Origin of the sequence: Paraburkholderia domus, assembly GCF_905220705.1 — a bacterium.
Taxonomy (GTDB): Bacteria; Pseudomonadota; Gammaproteobacteria; order Burkholderiales; family Burkholderiaceae; genus Paraburkholderia; species Paraburkholderia domus.
Genome location: NZ_CAJNAT010000043.1, coordinates 34,498 through 52,088, shown reverse-complemented (window position 1 = coordinate 52,088; position 17,591 = coordinate 34,498). Strand labels below are relative to the sequence as shown.

The 17,591-nt window shown below is 60.7% G+C and carries 16 protein-coding genes; 7 read left to right on the top strand and 9 right to left on the bottom strand.

Annotated features, from left to right (window positions below; all coding sequences use genetic code 11):
* Positions 1–620, top strand: a 620-nt coding sequence (locus tag KHO31_RS36290; RefSeq protein ID WP_211625690.1) for a M20/M25/M40 family metallo-hydrolase, incomplete at its 5' end; no start/stop codon positions are given.
* Positions 621–712: 92 nt separating this feature from the next.
* Here the strand turns inward: KHO31_RS36290 and KHO31_RS36285 are convergent.
* Positions 713–1,489, bottom strand: coding sequence for a glucose 1-dehydrogenase (locus tag KHO31_RS36285; protein ID WP_211621298.1), 777 nt, complete (start codon positions 1,487–1,489; stop codon positions 713–715).
* 107 nt (positions 1,490–1,596) lie between these two features.
* Complete coding sequence (locus KHO31_RS36280; protein WP_201081596.1) at positions 1,597–2,121, bottom strand: nuclear transport factor 2 family protein; 525 nt, start codon at positions 2,119–2,121, stop codon at positions 1,597–1,599.
* Between the two features lie 364 nt (positions 2,122–2,485).
* On the opposite strand from KHO31_RS36280, the gene KHO31_RS36275 reads away from it, so the two are divergent.
* Entirely contained in the window at positions 2,486–2,710 is a 225-nt protein-coding gene (locus KHO31_RS36275) for a hypothetical protein (RefSeq protein ID WP_201081594.1), read from the top strand.
* A 78-nt stretch (positions 2,711–2,788) separates the two neighbouring features.
* Here KHO31_RS36275 and KHO31_RS36270 read toward each other — a convergent pair whose 3' ends face one another.
* From KHO31_RS36270 to KHO31_RS36250, 5 genes are all read right to left on the bottom strand, one after another.
* Positions 2,789–3,817 carry an acetyltransferase gene (locus tag KHO31_RS36270; protein ID WP_201081702.1) on the bottom strand — a complete coding sequence of 343 codons (1,029 nt, stop codon included), beginning with the start codon at positions 3,815–3,817 and terminating at the stop codon, positions 2,789–2,791.
* A 35-nt stretch (positions 3,818–3,852) separates the two neighbouring features.
* Entirely contained in the window at positions 3,853–4,644 is a 792-nt protein-coding gene (locus KHO31_RS36265) for an SDR family oxidoreductase (RefSeq protein WP_201141558.1), read from the bottom strand.
* A gap of 1 nt (position 4,645) precedes the next feature.
* A complete protein-coding gene (locus tag KHO31_RS36260) occupies positions 4,646–5,086 on the bottom strand; it encodes a nuclear transport factor 2 family protein (protein ID WP_201081590.1) in 441 nt (146 codons plus the stop codon).
* Between the two features lie 77 nt (positions 5,087–5,163).
* The gene (locus tag KHO31_RS36255; protein WP_201081588.1) at positions 5,164–6,366 is read right to left on the bottom strand and encodes a sulfotransferase family protein; all 1,203 of its coding nucleotides are present in this window, start codon (positions 6,364–6,366) and stop codon (positions 5,164–5,166) included.
* The gene (locus KHO31_RS36250) at positions 6,363–7,472 is read right to left on the bottom strand and encodes a DUF1214 domain-containing protein (RefSeq protein WP_201081586.1); all 1,110 of its coding nucleotides are present in this window, start codon (positions 7,470–7,472) and stop codon (positions 6,363–6,365) included. Before KHO31_RS36250 ends, KHO31_RS36255 begins: the two co-directional genes overlap by 4 nt.
* Positions 7,473–7,658: 186 nt before the next feature.
* On the opposite strand from KHO31_RS36250, the gene KHO31_RS36245 reads away from it, so the two are divergent.
* The 4 genes from KHO31_RS36245 (at position 7,659) to KHO31_RS36230 (ending at position 12,429) form a co-directional block, all read left to right on the top strand.
* Positions 7,659–8,144: an SRPBCC domain-containing protein gene (locus KHO31_RS36245; RefSeq protein ID WP_201081584.1), complete on the top strand. Its 486-nt coding sequence runs from the start codon at positions 7,659–7,661 to the stop codon at positions 8,142–8,144.
* A 90-nt stretch (positions 8,145–8,234) separates the two neighbouring features.
* On the top strand, positions 8,235–9,188 hold the full coding sequence (cysD, locus tag KHO31_RS36240) for a sulfate adenylyltransferase subunit CysD (protein ID WP_201086518.1): 954 nt from the start codon (positions 8,235–8,237) through the stop codon (positions 9,186–9,188).
* Positions 9,188–11,092, top strand: a complete 1,905-nt coding sequence (cysN, locus tag KHO31_RS36235; RefSeq protein WP_201108496.1) for a sulfate adenylyltransferase subunit CysN — start codon at positions 9,188–9,190, stop codon at positions 11,090–11,092. Before cysD ends, cysN begins: the two co-directional genes overlap by 1 nt.
* A 146-nt stretch (positions 11,093–11,238) precedes the next feature.
* Positions 11,239–12,429 (top strand): helix-turn-helix transcriptional regulator, encoded by a 1,191-nt coding sequence (locus KHO31_RS36230; RefSeq protein ID WP_407945984.1) that lies wholly within the window; start codon positions 11,239–11,241, stop codon positions 12,427–12,429.
* A gap of 75 nt (positions 12,430–12,504) precedes the next feature.
* Here the strand turns inward: KHO31_RS36230 and KHO31_RS36225 are convergent, their stop codons facing one another.
* Complete coding sequence (locus KHO31_RS36225) at positions 12,505–13,194, bottom strand: ferredoxin reductase domain-containing protein (protein WP_201081578.1); 690 nt, start codon at positions 13,192–13,194, stop codon at positions 12,505–12,507.
* Positions 13,195–13,517: 323 nt separating this feature from the next.
* Between KHO31_RS36225 and KHO31_RS36220 the strand changes: the two genes are divergently transcribed.
* A complete protein-coding gene (locus KHO31_RS36220; protein ID WP_201086520.1) occupies positions 13,518–15,374 on the top strand; it encodes a beta-galactosidase in 1,857 nt (618 codons plus the stop codon).
* A gap of 47 nt (positions 15,375–15,421) precedes the next feature.
* Here the strand turns inward: KHO31_RS36220 and KHO31_RS36215 are convergent, their stop codons facing one another.
* On the bottom strand, positions 15,422–17,383 hold the full coding sequence (locus KHO31_RS36215; RefSeq protein ID WP_211625688.1) for an alpha-galactosidase: 1,962 nt from the start codon (positions 17,381–17,383) through the stop codon (positions 15,422–15,424).
* Positions 17,384–17,591: the final 208 nt, after the last annotated feature.

The following is a 17,591-nucleotide window of genomic DNA, read 5'->3' as shown; positions in this document are numbered from 1 at the left end:
CGCAGCATCGCGGCGCTCAGACGCCGCGCGTCCGCGCTTGGTTTCCAGATCATTCCCGACACGAAAACGGCCTGAAAACCACCCGTACTTCCATGCGATGTTTCTCGAGAGCCGCCGCAAATATGATTGCGTCTATCCTTGACCTCGGCCACAGAATTGATCCCGACGCGCGCGTGACGGTGGGACACATCGATTGTTATCCCAATTCGCCAAGCACGATACCCGGTAAAGTCGTCTTCAGCATTGATGTACGGCACCCGCAGCAACCGATGCTCCAGAAGCTCGTAGCCGAAATCGAGACTATCTGCGACCAACGGGCCATGACCCACGGCGCGAGTGTCGACGTGCAAACGGTTGCGGCCTATGAACCCGTCGCCTTCGACGATCAATGTGTCCAACGCGTAAGGCAAGCGACGTCGTCGCTGGGTTATCCCGCCATGGATATTTGCAGCGGAGCAGGTCACGATGCGGTCAATCTGTCGTATGTCGCGCCCACCGCCATGATTTTTGTGCCCTGCAAAGCCGGACTGAGTCACAACGAGTTGGAAGATGCGGATCCCGTGCACCTGGCGCAAGGTGCGTCGGTGCTGGCCAATGTGCTTCTGGACGAGGCTATGTAAGCTGAATCCATCCGCGACCGCTCACGCAGGCCGCCGAAGTATCGCCGGCAGGCAGCGGCGCGCCAACGGCTGCGGCGCGCCCCAGATACCCGTCAGACCGGCGCTCCCGGCAAGCCGGCATAGTAGCTCCCGGCCGCCATACCGCCATCAACGGACAACTCGCTGCCATTGCAATAGGACGCCTCGTCGCTAGCGAGGAACAGCGTCGCCCGGGCAATCTCGTCCGGTTCGCCGACCCGTTGCATCGGCACGTGTTTATAGGCCTTGTTGACCTCTTCGACCGGCACCCCACCCGGATTCGACATCAGCGTGTTGACGCCACCTGGATGAATCGAGTTCACACGGACACCATGATGACCGAGCTCGAGCGCGGCTACCTTGGTCAGCCCACGCACGCCCCATTTGCTCGACACATAGGCCGCAAGCGCGTTGACACCGCGCAACCCGTCAACCGACGAAATGTTGACGATCGAGCCGGCCCGCTGGGACTTCATGACAGTCGCGACCGTGCGAATGCCCAGGAAGGTGCCGACGAGGTTGATCGAAACGGCGCGCTCGAAGTCACGTTTGGTCAACGCGGTGATCTCGCCGAACACCAGCACGGCTGCGTTGTTGACGAGTACATCGATGCGTTCAAATTTTCTCAGCGTCGCCGCGACAAGGGACTCCCAGTTCGCTTCGTCACTGACATCGAGGCGCATGAAACAGGCTGCGTCCCCCAGTTCGCGTGCGAGTGCTTCGCCCTCCGCTTCCAGCACATCAGCGATGACCACCCGTGCCCCTTCCTGCGCGAAGAGGCGGCACGTCTGTTCGCCCATGCCGCGGGCGCCGCCGGTGACAATAGCGACCTTGTTTGCAAGACGACCCATGATGATGAAGCTCCTTTTCTGACTGGCTGAGCGCATCGCCGCGAGGGGAACGCGCAAACCAGGTTGATGTGGTTGTAGAACCAGGGTTTCGGAATCCCCGAGCGGGGCTACGCCTGATTTACCGGATCGTCGACGAGTGCCGGCGCATTTCGGCCCGCGAACAGAATCTTCGCCATTCCATCGGCGAGATCCATTGCCAGGGTCGACGTCACGACGCAGCGCGTCGCAGCGATCTTCCAAACGCCATCGAGCTTTCGATATTCGTCGTCGTAGTACGCGCCCAGTTGGGTGATCACGCGATCGCGCGTGTTGATCAGGTAGTAGAACAATCCCCAGGTGCCACGCGCCGTCGTATCGTCGACGAGCGAAATCTGTGGATTCGCTCCGTGATGCATTTCGACAATATGATCGTGGCAGCCGAGTCGCTCGAACACGTCGACCAGTTGATCACGCTCGCTGAACACGCCGATACGCCCGTAGTCGATCAGCACCTGCCCTGGCATGAAGCAATCGCGCACACCCTGTGGGTCTTTCCGATCACAGCAAAAGAAGTAACGCGCCTTCAGACTGCGGATCGCATCCATGTCCTCGAGCCTGCGCAGCCGCGCCTCAAGGTGGTCCATTGCCGTCATGTAGTCTCCGTGTTCCGAGGACGATCGAAAGCGACGCCCTTGCGATAAGTTACAAGCCCCACCGCAAGGCTCAATCATCCATTCGGACTAACTGGGACGGGAACGTGGCGGCGACGGCTTCATCGGCCAACCGGACGATGCCGATCAGGGCTAACCCCATGCCGCCCTCTTGCTGCTCTGCAACACAGGCGCTGCGACTAGCGGTCCCGGCCGCCCCCCAGACACCCAAGGTTTCCCCCTAATTCAATCGGACTAAGCCCCGGTCAATCGGCGGTGCTAGCCTGAGTCCATACAAAATCATCGCTCTGCCGTGCCCCAGAATGGCCGCGCAAGACGAACCCTGGCTGAACTGGACGGAGACAACATGAAACTCTTTACCCGAAAACTCGGTGTCGTCGGCGGATGTACGGTCGCGTTGTTGGCGCTCGGCGGCTTCGTGCGCACGCATGCAGGCGATGCCAGTTCGGACAATGGCGCGCGCGCGGCATCCTACGCGAACCTGGACCCGACCGGTTGCGCGCTAAACTGTCCGATCGTCAGCCGGAATCAATTGGGTATGGGCGCGCTCAATACGCTCGCGGCGCATTGATTCGATTGATCGCGGTCTAGGCCATATCGCGCGACAACGATTGGGGAGCGCATCGGCCTGATCGGTCCGATGCGTCGTTCATGGCATCCGAAAAGCCGTTTCGAAGCGCGCGATGAACTGCTCGCATTCGGTCTCCGGCAAATGATTGATTCCCGCCGCCCGCTTTCTGCCGCCGCCGGTGTCGAAGCCGCGGCAGAAATCGTCGGCGCCCAGCGCTTTGCCCGCCGGCACCCGCACGCTCACGACGAAGCCGCCATCGGACTTCGGCGATAGGACCGCGAGCGCGCTGTCCGGCCGCGTTTGCATCAGTTCGTTGGCGAGCACCCCGGTTGCGCGCCGCGCCCACGCTTCGTGAGGAAGTCTGACCAGTGTGGCGCCGCTCACCTCCCGTTCAGGACGCAGCGCACGCGCCTTCCCCATATCTTCACGATAGCCTTCGCACAGCGCCGCGAAGACGTGGGTGTTCCGCATGAAATCGCTCGGGTCCGCGAACGGCAACATCGCATCAGCCAATACGGCAGGGTCGAAGTGCAGGTCGTCAATGGTTTCGCCGTAGGCGTTGTAGTTCAGGTGACGTCCCAGTTCCGCGAGCGATGCAACGGTTTCAGGTGCGAGTCCATATGCGCGAGCGAGCGCCTGGCCGAGCTGCGGCAGTTCATCTCCGAAGGCCGCGACGATGGCCCAACAGACATGTCGTCCGCCCAGATAGCCGTTGACGATCGAGCTGGTGCACACGTCGGCTGCCGTGTTGATATGGGCGTCGAATGCCGGATGCGCCGGCAAATCGCCCGCAAAATGATGATCGAAATACCGGACTTGTGCGCCGGTCCGCAACAGACGGTTGACGTCCTCGCGGTTCTGCTCGTGCGAGACGTCGAGCACGGTGATCCGATCGCCGGGACCGGCTTCGATACGCCGCAACAATTGGATGTCGCGTTTGACGCCGGTGACCAGCACGGCTTGCTGCGCCTCGGCGAGACGCAGCTGTTGCAGCGCGCAGAGTCCGTCCGCGTCGCCGTTGAAGGCGAAGAAGTGAGTCGCCGTGGCGGTGGCGCGCGAGTCTTCCGCGCCCGCAGCGCCGCCGCGTTTATGCTGATCCGTGCCGATAGGCTGGGTCACAGTGTGTCTCCAAACGGGCCGCGTCAAGGCATGAAGTCGCCACCGTTGGCGTCGAGTGTCGCACCGGTGATGACCTTCGCGTAGTCCGATACCAGAAATAATGCCGCTTTTGCGCAGTCATCGTCAGTCGAAATGTGTCCGAGCGCGATGTTCGCGGCGATCGGCGCGATGATCTGCTCCTGCGGCACGTCGTACGCAGCCGCTGCCTGCCGCACATGCTCCTGCACCGGCGCGCCCCACATCCAGCCCATGTGGATGCTGTTGGCCCGGATCCCGTGAGCCCCAAGTTCTCGCGCGAGATACTTGACCGCCACCGCAAGCGCGCCTTTGGACGCCGCATAGCCCGATTCACCCGGAAACGGTTTGCGCACCGCCTGCGTGTTGATCATGACGATCGCGCCGCTGCCGCGCTTTTTCATGTGCGGCACCACTTCCAGCGTCAGGTTCATGGTGCCGAACACGTTGGTGTCGAACACCGAGCGCCAGCCTTCCAGATCAGCCTCTTCGATCGGCTCGGGGAATTTGCCGTGCACAAATGCGCTGTTCACCAACGCGTCAATCCGGTCGAACCGCTCGATCGCCTGTTCGACCAGATGCTTGCATTGCTGCCTGTCGGTAATGTCCGCCGTCACCTTCAGCACCTGACAGTCGACGCCCAATTCGCGGATCCGCTGTTCCGCCTCATCCAGTTTCGCCGCGGTGCGGGCGGCAACGACAACCGCGTGTGCGCCCTCGCGCGCGGCCTCAACTGCAAGCTTGATACCGAGGCCCGGACCGATGCCCGACACCACGACGACCTTGTTTCGCATGAGCATGTCAAATACTTCCTTGATAGTTATACGAGTAGCAGAATTCCAGGCAGCGGTTGCGAATGCGCCAGCCGTCGTCGGTGCGCACCAGTTCATCCGCGTACCAGATGCCGAAGAACATCACCTTCTCACCGCCGTCGGGCTGCCGCATCACCATCGGGTTGTGGCACATCGTGCGAGCGGTCGCCGTCGCATCTTGCAGCGCGATGCTGATATTGCCCATCATGTGCTGGCTGCGCGGGAACTGCGGCAATGCCTCGGCCAGAAACTGCCTGGCTTCTTCGAGCGTGCAACGTGGGCCGCCGGTCGCGCGGTAGTCGATCACGGCGTCGGCGGTGAAAATGCGATCCAGCGCGGCAAAATCGCGCGCATCGATCGCGGTGCCGTAATCGATCAGCAAATCGGAGATGTCGGCCCGGTCGAGCAGGTACTGCAAATCGCGCGGCATGCTTTTCCTGTGTGTGTCCATGATGAGAGGGCTTATTAATGCGGGGGTAACGCGCCGGATGCGCGGGGAATCGCGCGCTAATGCGCCGCGCTTACTCCGGGCAAAATATGACGTTCGCGGTACGGCGCGAAGTCGCGTTCAAGCTGCTCCACACTCAGTCCGAACTCCGCGAGCGTGTAGTCGTGTACCGCGCGCTTGTCGCGGCTGTTGTGCGACAGCCATGCCTTCATCGCGTCGCGGACATCGTCGGGAAACGGCATGCCGGCAAAGCGATACACCCGCTCGATCACGCCGAACGGATCGGTCACGGTGTCCTCGAAACGGATGTCGAGAAAGCACCCGGCCGGCAGCGTGGCGCGCACCGCCATCGCGTGGTGAACAGCGCGCCTCATTTGCGTGGACCACTGCCCGCCGACCACTTTGGCGTCCGGGGCGTCGGCGAACATCTTCCACAGGGTGTGCGCCATGCTGGCCATCGACGGAATCGTCATGGTTGGATCGCGGTGCGTCAGCACCACTTTTGCGCGCGGGAAAACCTTGAACAGGCATTCGAGTGTATGCAGATGCTGCGGTGTCTTAAGTATCCATCGCTGCGCATCCGGCACGCCGCGTTGCCGCTTTTGCCATTGCAGGAACTGCAGCATTTTTTTCAGGTATTCATAGACGGAGGTCTGGTCCTGCTGCGCGAGCCAGGCCGTATACGCCGGGACGTTTGCATACGAGTCCATTGCGCACATGAACGCGTGCTCCATCAGCATGAACTCTTCGTCCGGCTGCATCGCGTCGAGCGGGTGAATCGCGAGAATCTGCGGGATATATTGGATCATCTGGTCGACCTCCGCACAGGCCGACGCGATGCGCGACGCGGGATGCTCAACCGCTTCACCCGGCAACGGCGCCGGGTAGCGCGTTTCCCACCAGGCCGCTGAGTAGAAACGCGGGTCGACGGCCAGCATGCGTTGCAGCAGCGTGGTGCCGGTCCGCGGCAAGCCGACGATGACAAGCGGGTCATCGATCGGCTGCGTGAGAATCTCGGGATAGCGTCGGCAATAGTCCTCGATGACCAGCCGGTTGACCAGTTGCGCCAGCACCTTGCCGTGCAACAACGCCTCGCCTTGCGGCGACAGGTTGGCCTCGCGTGTCAGCGAATCGAACAACACGTCAAGCGCCGCGCGATAGTTACCGCCGCCGAAATCGGTAAGTCCTCCAGAGCGTTCGATCGCTAGTTCCAACAAGTGGTCCACGTCGAACCTGGTTGCTGTGGTTGCGTCGGTCGTCATACCGCCTCCTCAAGCGTTTCGAGTTTGACGACCCGTGCAACCGGGTGAACCGGTTGCGCGGCACCGACCCAGCGCCAGCACATCGTCCCATTGCGGTGCCCCGCCGTGTCGAGCCAGTTGGGCTTGCCCGGATTGCGCGCGCTCAGGATCAGCGTGACGCCGCCATTGGCGTCGTAGCGCGCCGAATGTTTGTTGATGCAGACGGTGTGGTGGCGATAGTCGAGCGATTCCATCCAGTAGTTGTTGATCTGCAGGTTCCAGAAGTCGCATTCGGGTAGGGACGCCGCCTCGATCACCAGCGCCTCGTCGTCGCCGAGGGTCCAGTACGAGTGGTAGTAGAAGATGTTCGGGTCGCCGCCCACGGCCTGGCACACCGCCTGGTCGGCGGGCGGCAACTGGTTGGCGTGGCGCTGATAGCCCGCGGCCCAATCCGCGAAGAGACGTGCGGTGTTCTCGACGAAACCGGCCGCGCGCAACAGGCCGGTGTGCAGCGTGGCGGGATCGAGCGCAGCGGGCTTGTCGGTCGAACCGATGCGCTCGATCTTCAGTTGGGCAGGCTTCTCCGACTTGCGATCGAGAAACGTCTGCCGCGCGATCAGCGCGTTGGTGCCCGGTTCCATACGCACCCAGTTGCCTTCATGCGGGCGTTGGCTCAGCACGATTTCAAAACTGCCGTCCGCCTCGACCGCCAGATGGCCGGCATCGATAAAACCGGTCTGGGTCATCTTGCCGTCGGTCTCGTAGCCTCCCTTCTGCGTGCCGAAGCTCAAATACGCCACAGTGCCGCGCTGGCCGGAAACCCGATAGTCGTGCGCGCCGTTCAGGCGAGCATATTGGTAGAGATTGTCCGGGTTATCCGCGCCGATCTTCGCGGTTTCGTGCGATGGCGAGAAGAAACCGGGGAAATCCGCGTCCGCGAATTCCACATGCATTTCAAGCGCAATTCGCAAGAGTCGGCTGAGATAGCGAAAGCCTTCAGTGCGGGTAAGCGCGTCGCTGGGTGCCTCCGCCCGGAGAATCTGCTGGCCGCTGCGTTTTAGCGTCTCGCAGAAATCGGCCCATGCGTGGCCGGAAAGAAGCTGTTCTTCGCTGGAATGTACCGCCATGCCGGGTCTCCGTCGTGTCCTTGGAAGCACACGATACAAGTGGACGAATCCCGCGCTCTTCGTCCGACCGGACTAGCCTGGGTTTACCCGTCAATAGTCCACCTGGACGAGGAACCCGTTCACGTGCCCCTGACAAGATGAGTGCGCGCGATGGTGCGCAACAACCCGCTTGCCAAGGAGTCACATATGTCCAGTCAGCAATACCTGGTGACATCGATCAAAGTCGAGATCGATGCGCCTGCGTCGCTTGTGTGGGATGTGTTGATCGATCTCGCGCAGTATCCGCAATGGAATCCGTACACGGTCAAGGTCGAATCGACGCTCAAGATGGGTGAACCGGTCAATCTGTTCCTGCCGAACCCCGCCGCGCCCGGCGAACTGCTTCACGTGATCGAGCACCTTGCGGCGTTCGACCGTCCGACGCTGTTGTCGTGGGAAATGACGCCTTCAGCCGGCAACCCGGATGCGGCGCGCCGTGACCAGGTGATCGAGGCAACCGGCGAGGCAAGCTGCACTTACTACTCGACCGACCTGTTTCTTGGGCCGACGGCGCCGGTCGTGATGGCCACGCACGGTGAATGGGTGCGCATGGGTTTTGACGCGGTCGCGCGCAGCCTGAAAGTCCGGGCCGAGTCGCTCTACCAGGCCGCGCGCGCGACGCAGCCAGGCTAGTCCCGTTCGTACGGACGCAACGCGCGCCATGCGCTTTTTAGTCTGGTCGGACGAAGAATCCATCTGCACCGCACCGGTACTGTCTCCTTCATGCGCGGCCCCCCTCATCTTCGTCACGGGGCCCAGCAAACGACAAGGAGACTCACGATGTTGACCCACTTGGAGCGTCTGGAGGCAGAGAGCATCCACATCATGCGCGAGGTGGTGGCTGAATGCGAAAACCCGGTGATGCTGTATTCGATCGGCAAGGACAGCTCGGTCATGCTGCATCTCGCGATGAAGGCGTTCTATCCTGCCAAGCCTCCCTTTGCGCTGCTGCACGTCGATACGACGTGGAAATTCCGCGAGATGATCGCGTTTCGCGACCAGACCGTCGAGCGGCTCGGTCTTGAACTGCTGGTCCATATCAACCCTGAAGGCGTCGAGAAGAACATCAATCCGTTCACACACGGCTCGGCGGTGCATACGGACGTCTGGAAGACGCAGGGTTTGAAACAGGCGCTCGATCACTATGGATTCGATGCGGCCTTCGGCGGGGCACGCCGCGACGAAGAGAAATCGCGCGCCAAGGAACGCATTTTCTCGATCCGCTCCGAACAGCACCGCTGGGACCCGAAGATGCAGCGCCCCGAACTCTGGCGCCTGTATAACGCGCGCAAGCGCAAGGGTGAAAGCATCCGCGTGTTCCCGATTTCGAACTGGACCGAGCTCGATATCTGGCAGTACATCTACCTGAACCAGATTCCGATCGTGCCCTTGTACTTCGCGAAGGAGCGTCCGGTGGTCGAGCGTGACGGCACGCTCATCATGGTCGACGACGAGCGCATGCCGCTTCACACGAACGAAGCACCGCAGATGAAGAACGTGCGTTTCCGCACGCTCGGCTGCTACCCGCTCACCGGCGCGATTGAGAGCGAGGCCGATACGCTGACCGGCATTATCCAGGAAATGCTGCTGGCGAAGACGTCAGAGCGCCAGGGACGGTTGATCGACAGCGATTCGGCCGGTTCGATGGAAAAGAAGAAACAGGAGGGATACTTCTGATGGCACACGTTTCCACCATGATTGCCGACGACATCGAGCAATATCTGTCGACGCATCAAACCAAAGGACTGCTGCGTTTCATCACCTGTGGCAGTGTCGACGACGGCAAGAGCACGTTGATCGGCCGGTTGTTGTACGAGTCGAAGATGCTGTTCGAAGACCAGCTCAGCCAGCTCGAAGCGGATTCAAAAAAAGTCGGCACGCAAGGCGGCGATCTCGACTTCGCGCTGCTCGTCGACGGACTCACCGCCGAGCGCGAACAGGGCATCACGATCGACGTCGCCTACCGTTTTTTCTCGACCGAGAAGCGCAAGTTCATCGTCGCCGATACGCCGGGACATGAACAGTACACGCGCAATATGGTGACTGGCGCCTCTACAGCCGATGTCGCGATCATCCTGATCGATGCACGTAAAGGTGTACTGACGCAGACGCGCCGCCACAGCTACCTGGTGTCGCTGATCGGCATTCGCCGCATCGTGGTGGCGATCAACAAGCTGGATATGGTCGATTACGCGCAAGATGTATTCGACCGGATCGAAGCCGAGTATCGCGAGTTTGCCAGGCAGATCGGGCTGGAAAATATCGTTTGCATCCCGATGTCGGCACTGCGCGGCGACAACGTCACCGGGCCCAGTGCCAACACGCCTTGGTATCAGGGATCTGCGCTGATGGAGTATCTGGAAACCGTGCCGATCGAAGACGACGCGCAACGCAGCGGCCCGTTCCGGCTGCCGGTGCAATGGGTCAACCGGCCGCACCTGAATTTTCGCGGCTACGCGGGCAACATCGTCTCAGGCGATATCCGTCGCGGCGAGCGCATTCGCGTCTTGCCGTCCGGCAAGGAAAGCCGTGTCGCGTCCATCATCACCGCCACGGGCGAGTGTGACTCGGCAGCGTGCGGACAATCGGTCACGCTGACGCTGGAAGACGAAATCGATGTTAGCCGCGGTGACGTGATCGCGCGCACCGACGCGCCGCCCGCCGTCGCCGACCAGTTCGAAGCCACGCTCGTCTGGATGAGCGACGAGCCGATGCTGCCGGGCCGTCCGTATCTGCTGAAGATCGGCACCCGTCTGGTGGGCGCCACCGGTGCTCAGCCCAAATACAAGATCAACGTCAACACACTCGAACACCTGGCGGCCCGCACACTCGATCTCAACGAAATCGGCGTGTGCAATCTCAGTCTCGATCAGCCGATCGCGTTCGACACCTATGCCGAGAATCGCGATACCGGCGGCTTTATCGTGATCGACCGCCTGACCAACAATACCGTCGGCGCCGGCATGCTGCATTTCGCGTTGCGGCGCTCGCAGAACGTGCACTGGCAGGCGATCGATGTCGATCGCGCGGCGCATGCTGCGCTCAAGGGCCAAACGCCGCGCATTGCGTGGTTCACGGGGTTATCGGGCGCGGGCAAATCGACCATCGCCAATCTGGTGGAGAAGAAACTGCACGCGCTCGGCAAGCACACCTATCTGCTCGATGGCGACAACGTGCGCCATGGATTGAACAAGGATCTCGGCTTTTCCGAGGCCGACCGGGTCGAGAATATCCGGCGTGTCGCCGAGGTCGCGCGTCTGATGACGGACGCAGGCCTGATCACCCTGGTGTCGTTCATTTCGCCCTTCCGTGCCGAGCGCAATATGGCGCGCGCGCTGGCCGGCGCGGGCGTGTTCGTCGAGATATTCGTGGACACGCCAATCGATGTCGCCGAACAACGCGATCCCAAGGGACTGTATAAGAAAGCGCGGCGCGGCGAACTGAAGAATTTCACCGGCATCGACTCGCCGTATGAACCGCCTGAACAGCCTGAAATCCGCATCGACACCACGACCGACTCGCCCGAACAGGCAGCCGAGCGCGTCGTGGCGTATTTGCTGGGCGACGGCAATCCGCACTAACGTCCTCTCGCTGCAAGGCTGCCGTGTTATCGGTGCGCCGCCCCATCGACTAGATCAAACGGACGATGTGGGCGGCGCGCACGTTTGTATGATCGTCGCAAACACAAGCAAAAATCTTGAGTCCATGTTCATCGGAGACACCGAACATGTCGATGGAGATATCGACGGATTGCGACAGTATCGCTTCCGAATACTTTGACGCTGCGGCACTTGGCCCCCGGCAGTTGAGTGCGCTGCTCGGTCTCGTCTATCAGGGGCCTTTGGAGGCGACGCCGTGGTCACGCCTGCTGGAATGCATCCGGCAGCAACTCGACGCGAGTTTTGTCACGCTGGTATTGCGCAATCCGGCGAGCGACCGGCCTGGCCTGATCGTCAATGCGTCCTCGTACGGCACGCTATTGCCGGGCGAGCCGTCCTACAGCGAGCACTACTATGCGATATGTCCATTTATCACGCTGCCCGCCGGTCAGGTGCTCACCGCCGACGAACTGTTCGGCGAACCAGCCTGGTGCGAGCATGAGTTCTATCTGCAATACCTGAAGCCGCTCGATCTGCGCTATATCCTGGCGGCCAACATCCGCACCGATGACGGTGTGGAATGTGCGTTCTTTGTCAGCCGCGCCCATCGCGGCTCCGACTATAGCCCAGCCGACAAGGCATTGATCGCCATTCTCCTGCCGCATCTGAAACGCGCGGTCGATCTGCACTCGACGCTCGATGTCCTCGAATCCGAACGCACCTTATACGCAGGCACCATCGACCGCATGCTGGTGGGCACCGTGATCCTCGACGAACATGGCAAGGTCATGAAGAGCAACGGCGCGGCCGACCGTCTGTTTGCGAAGCAGGATGGCATTTACCTCAACCACGATGCCTTGCATGCGCACTGTCCGTTGGAGAATCGCCGCTTCCAGAAGACAATTCAGTCGGCGATTAACAATCACCTCGTCGCCGCTACCGCATGCGTCGAGGCGACAACGCTGTCACGGCCGACGGGTGAAATGCCGCTCAGCGTTCTGATGCGCCCGATTCCGCTCAACTATTGTGCGGAGGACAAGAAACGCCGGCCCGCCGTCGCCGTCTTCATTCGTGATCCCGCCGGCTCGCCGCAGAATGCGCGCGTCATGCTGCGCAAGTTGTTTCGTCTGACGCCGACCGAAACGGAGCTCGCCCTTCTTCTGGTTGACGGCCTCACACTGGACGAAGCCGCCGATGCGCTCGGCGTGACGAAGAATACGGCGCGAGCGCATTTGCGCGGCGTATTTGCGAAAACGGGTGCGACGCGCCAGGCGGTACTCGTGAAGACGCTGCTCAATAGCGTCGTTTCGATGGTCTGAAGCGACGTGCGACGGCAGATGCAGCCAGTGCAACTGACTTCGAGACGCTCGACGCGCGTCCTCGACAAGACGCGACTATGAATTTTTTCTGTCACCCAAGACAATTTTATGGATATTGGCCGGATAGACCCAGGCGCGAGCCTGGCGCTCGATGAGATCCATAAATGCTGGGGGGCCGCTGCAGTAGATCTGCGTGTTCGCTTGTGCTGGGCTCATCGCGTGAGACGTTGTCTGCTCCAAGCGGTCAGCATTCAAGCCAAAATGGTGATGGACCCCACCTTCGCTTTTAAGCGCATCAAGTTCTTCCCGAAAGACTGCGCGTTCAGGTGATCGGGCGAAGTTGTGCAGCTCGAATTTTTGACCTGCCAGGGCAAGCCGGTTTGCGATTCCCGCGATCGACGCGGCGCCCACGCCTCCAGCAAAAAGGATAGATCGTGTGCGATCGTCTAAAATAACCGTAGGACTCCGTGGCGTTACGATAAACGCTTCGTCTCCTTGACTCAACGAGATGTCAGCTGCTTCTGTTTCCGTGCCGCCATCATCTTGTCTCACAGCGATGACATACGCACGCGGCCGAGACGTAGAACCGCACAGGGGATATATTCTCTCCTTGCAGATGACATTGTCGTGAACAAGTGTGACACAAGCGCCATCGTCAAACGACGGAAGTTCCGATCGGGACCTGGTTTGAAGTTCAACGGCATGGTAACTCTCGGCAAGTTGCCATTTCCGTGTGATGATGACTGGGAGGAGGTTGTCGTGCATGTCTTCTCCAATAGGACCTTCGACTTCCGAAATCGGGAGTTCGTCGATGTATGGATTGCATGAGATGGCCGGTCCATGAAACTGTTCGAAGGACCGCTGAATGTCAGATTCAGGTTAGGGCGCGAGAAATCCTCGAGCAAGGCGTTCAACGCGCATACCACCTATATAGCTACGCTGATAAAGGGTGGCCGTTGGCTTGGTGACGCAGTGGTCCCGCTGGTCGACCCCGCGAAAGCTCGTAGTAAGTAAGCGGTCGCTGTATTCTTCAGTTCGAAGATTCGCGTTGTTCAACCGCGCCTCAGGCGCCAACGTGTGAGTGCACCGTGAACCTCGAACGCGGCCACACCTTCTCTTTCAGCCCTGACGGCGAAGACTTCCTGCTCGACGGCGAGCCGTTCCAGATTCGCAGCGGCGAGATGCACCCCGCCCGCATCCCGCGCGAGTATTGGCAACATCGAATCAGGATGGCCAAGGCGATGGGGATGAACTGCATCGCTTTGTACATCATGTGGAATTATCACGAGACACGTCCGGGCGTGTTCGATTTCCACAGCGGCAACCGCGATATCGAGGCCTTCATCCGGCTGTGCCGGTTCGAGGGCATGTGGGTGCTGCTGCGTCCCGGACCTTACGTCTGTGCCGAATGGGATCTGGGAGGCCTCCCTTCCTACCTCTTGAGCGATCCAAACGTCCAGTTGAGGACCGACTCGGCCACCGATGCACGCTATATGGCAGCGGTGGCTCGCTACATCGAGGAACTGATCCCGCGTATCAAGCCGTTGCTGATCCATCACGGTGGACCGATCCTGATGATCCAGATCGAAAATGAATTCGGTTCCTACGCGAGCAATCCGGCTTACCTCGAAGAACTCAGGCAGCTTTGGCTCAACGGAGGCGTAACCGGGCCCTTCTACACCGAAGACGGCCTCCCGCAACTCGAACGCAATCGCACTACGGTAACCGGTGGTGCGATTGCGTTGAGCAATGGTGACGTTGCACAAATCACAACCGCCCGCCGGGAATTCCCCGCGGTGCCCGCGATGGCCGGTGAGGTGTACCCAGGGTGGTTGACTCATTGGGGCGAACCGGGTTTCGCCGGGATCAACTACAACCTCTCGCAGACCTTGATCGCGTTCATGCAGTCGAAGCGGTCGTTCAATCTGTATGTCATTCACGGCGGTACGAGCTTTGGTTTTTATGCCGGCGCGAACGTGGATGGTTCAGGCAACTATCAGCCCGACATCACCAGCTACGACTATTCGGCGCCGATCAGCGAGCAGGGCGTGGCGACGCCGAAGTTCATGAAGTACCGCGACATCATCGGCGGCTACCTGCCTGCGCCCTTGCCCGATCTACCTGATGCCATCGCCACGCTCGAATGCACGGACATCGGTGCCTTGATGCCGACGCTCTACGCATCGATCTGGGACAACCTGCCGACGGCGCTGCCGCGCGAACAGAGCATCGAACCACAGTCCTTTGAAAGTTATGGCCAGGCGTTTGGCTTCGTGCTGTACCGCAAGCAGTTGCAAGACTTCACGAACGGTGTGCTGGATATCAGCAATGTTCATGACTATGCGACTGTTTTCGTCGACGAACACTACGCGGGCGGCGTGTCGAGGACACGAATACCACGGGAATACGCGCAGCCGCTCCACGTAATGCATCGCGCGCCGCTCGCGCTACCTTTGACGTTGCCGGAGCACCAGTCGAATCCGGGCGGCCCGGTATCGTTAGAGATCTTCGTCGAGGGCCTGGGGCGGGTCAACTTCGGCCCCGCGCTCGTCGACCGCAAAGGACTGCTCGAACCGGTCAGGACGAAAATCGCCGATGGGCCGTTCTCCACGCTCAAGGGCTGGGAAGTCTTCCTGCTCCCGATGGATGAGACGTTTATCGTCAACCTGAAGGGAAGCTGCTCGAACCCGCTGAAGCCCGGGCTGTTTTTCAAGGCAAGTTTGGTGCTGGATGAAGTCGGCGACACCTGGCTCGACATGAGCAACTGGACCAAGGGCGTCGTCTGGGTCAACGGGCACAATCTCGGACGCTACTGGAATATCGGTCCGCAAAGGCGCTTGTATTGCCCCGCGCCGTGGCTCGTGCGAGGTGAAAACGAGGTGCTTATCTTCGACTTGCACCAGATCAAGGCGATGCCGGTGGAACTGGCGGATACGTTGAATTAGCGCGAACGCTGCGGGCCGACGGCAGGCATGCCGCCACATCCGTTTCTCTACTCCGCCTCAGCGACCGGCAACAGTTCCAGCGTGAGCACTTCGAACGGCGCGAGCTGGACTTCCTGCGGCAGATCAGCGTTTAGGACAGCTGGAATATCGGAAGCCCCTTCACGCCACATGCTACGTGAATCGAATCGCCCCACCGCCGCAGCCGGCAACTCCAGTTGTCGCCGCAGATCCAGCGTGAAGCGTTGCACGCAGCTGTGCGGATTACGCAGCGTGACGATCGCCTTGTGTCGCGTCCACGCTGCCCAACCGTAGACCTCCAGCCGGTCTGGAGCCCCTCCAATCCAATGGCTGTCGCGCAGTACATCGCTGTTTTCGCGCGCCCATCTGGCGGCGTCCGCGAGCACATCCCAGTCGTACTCGATCAGTAGCGCTGGCGTAATGTATAGCTCCTGCAATTGCGTGCCGCTTCCAAAGTAGGAACGCACCTCGTTGGCGAAATCATCGCCTGCCGCCGTGTTGAGGCGCGGATTGCACTGCGCGTAGAGGATGCCGTGCAGCATCAGCGAATTGAGCGGGAAGAGCGGACTGCGCATCACGACGTTGTGATACGTCTGCGCGTCGCGGTACGTGATCCAGCGCTCGCGGTTGGTGCCGGTTCCCGCCAGATCGTCGTCCCTGCCACCGCGCCAGATGGAGTCTGCGTAGCGCAGCCAGAACGGCGACGGGTGCGTCCCTGTCGTGAGATTGATGAAGGTATCGGGTTCGGCCGCGCGGATATGTTCGATGAGCTGGATCGCCGCGTCCCAATCGCTATCGAAGAGGCTGCCTGGAAACACCCTGTCAGCGTTGCCTGTACCGTCGAACTTGAACTGGTTGACGCCGTCCTCATGAAGCAAGGTCATCACGACTTCATGAAAGCGTCGATAGTAACTCGGCCCCGATAGCGCGAGTCCGTCATCGGTGACCTCATATCCGGCGGCACGGCCGCGCATCACGCGCTCGTGTTTCGGCGCTCCGTAGCCACCCCACGGGGACAGCCATATGCCAGGCGCGGCGCCGTATCGGGCTGCAGCGTCACGCAGCGGAATGAAGCCATGCGGAAAATCCTTGCTGAAATGCCAGCCGCCGCTAAGGTCGTCCCAGCCATCGTCGAACAGAAACGAATCGATCTGCACGCCGCGCGCCGCATGCAACTCGCGGCCGATTGCTTCGATGCGCTCGAGCGCTTGCTCCTGCGTGTACGGCGTGAGGTAGCCGATGTCGCCCCAGCTGTTGTAGTGCAGAAACGGGCGATACGGATGAGCCCGCTCCCGTTCCAGATAGGTGGCGAAGTCGCGCCGCAACTGACCGTTGCGCACAACGCCCGCCACGGCGGAATAGACCAGCGTCCGGTTCTTTTCCAGCGGCAACGCGCGTTGCAGAGTAAAACTGACGCTGTCACCGTCCACATGACTTTCCGCCAGCGGCAGCTCGAAGCCTAGATAGAAGTTCCCCGCGACAACAGGCATGCCCTTCAGTTCGCTGCTGGCCTGTGCGTCGGCAACACGCGTCTGCAGCAATGAAACGACGGAGATATCTTCGTCCCGAAGAAGCGCCGTAATCGCTAATTGTTCGCGTAGGTATCGTGAGCCTTCGCGTTGCTCCACACTCCATTCCACCTTTAGACGGCCTTGAGCGTCGACGAGGGTGGCGCTCACGCGTCGGCCGGCAATTCGTTCGGCCAGGCGGGACGCGCGGGGGTTGGGTGCGAGTGCATTTTCGCTCACCGGTGCAAGGACCCTCAACTGGGCCACGCCCACGGTACTTCCGTCAGCGAGCCATAGCGCGAACGGCGCGACGACGGGCAGCGTGCGTTCGCCCGCGAAATCGATCAGTGAGAAATCGGCAAGACGTTCGTTCTTGACCGTCCAGCGCAACGCAATCGCGTCATTACCGAATGAGCAGGCATCGCCCCTCGTCTGGAACACGGGCATGCCGGCTTGCGTGGGCAAAGCATCGTTGGCGCGCATGGCGAGACCTGTCTCGAGCAGGAGCAACTTGCATAGAGTACCGGCGGCGGCCCAGCGCGTCCAAACCGCCCAGTGAGGAATTCGGACCCGCGCCGATCAGGACTGTTTCTAAATTAGCAACAGTCTATCGTCAAATTAAGTATTTACCCCAATTCCAGCAACTCTTAAACTGGCGCCATTTGCGACAGACGCGTGAGTTTGTTGCTCA

Excerpts from the sequence above, each read along its gene's own strand:
- KHO31_RS36225 (WP_201081578.1), bottom strand. The coding sequence starts at position 13,194 with ATGCACGACAACCTCCTCCCAGTCATCATCACACGGAAATGGCAACTT.
- KHO31_RS36260 (WP_201081590.1), bottom strand. The coding sequence starts at position 5,086 with ATGCCGCGCGATTTGCAGTACCTGCTCGACCGGGCCGACATCTCCGAT.
- KHO31_RS36280 (WP_201081596.1), bottom strand. The coding sequence starts at position 2,121 with ATGACGGCAATGGACCACCTTGAGGCGCGGCTGCGCAGGCTCGAGGAC.
- cysN (WP_201108496.1), top strand. The coding sequence starts at position 9,188 with ATGGCACACGTTTCCACCATGATTGCCGACGACATCGAGCAATATCTG.
- KHO31_RS36215 (WP_211625688.1), bottom strand. The coding sequence starts at position 17,383 with ATGCGCGCCAACGATGCTTTGCCCACGCAAGCCGGCATGCCCGTGTTC.
- KHO31_RS36250 (WP_201081586.1), bottom strand. The coding sequence starts at position 7,472 with ATGGCGGTACATTCCAGCGAAGAACAGCTTCTTTCCGGCCACGCATGG.
- KHO31_RS36285 (WP_211621298.1), bottom strand. The coding sequence starts at position 1,489 with ATGGGTCGTCTTGCAAACAAGGTCGCTATTGTCACCGGCGGCGCCCGC.
- KHO31_RS36255 (WP_201081588.1), bottom strand. The coding sequence starts at position 6,366 with ATGACGACCGACGCAACCACAGCAACCAGGTTCGACGTGGACCACTTG.
- KHO31_RS36245 (WP_201081584.1), top strand. The coding sequence starts at position 7,659 with ATGTCCAGTCAGCAATACCTGGTGACATCGATCAAAGTCGAGATCGAT.
- cysD (WP_201086518.1), top strand. The coding sequence starts at position 8,235 with ATGCGCGGCCCCCCTCATCTTCGTCACGGGGCCCAGCAAACGACAAGG.
- KHO31_RS36265 (WP_201141558.1), bottom strand. The coding sequence starts at position 4,644 with ATGCTCATGCGAAACAAGGTCGTCGTGGTGTCGGGCATCGGTCCGGGC.
- KHO31_RS36275 (WP_201081594.1), top strand. The coding sequence starts at position 2,486 with ATGAAACTCTTTACCCGAAAACTCGGTGTCGTCGGCGGATGTACGGTC.
- KHO31_RS36230 (WP_407945984.1), top strand. The coding sequence starts at position 11,239 with ATGTCGATGGAGATATCGACGGATTGCGACAGTATCGCTTCCGAATAC.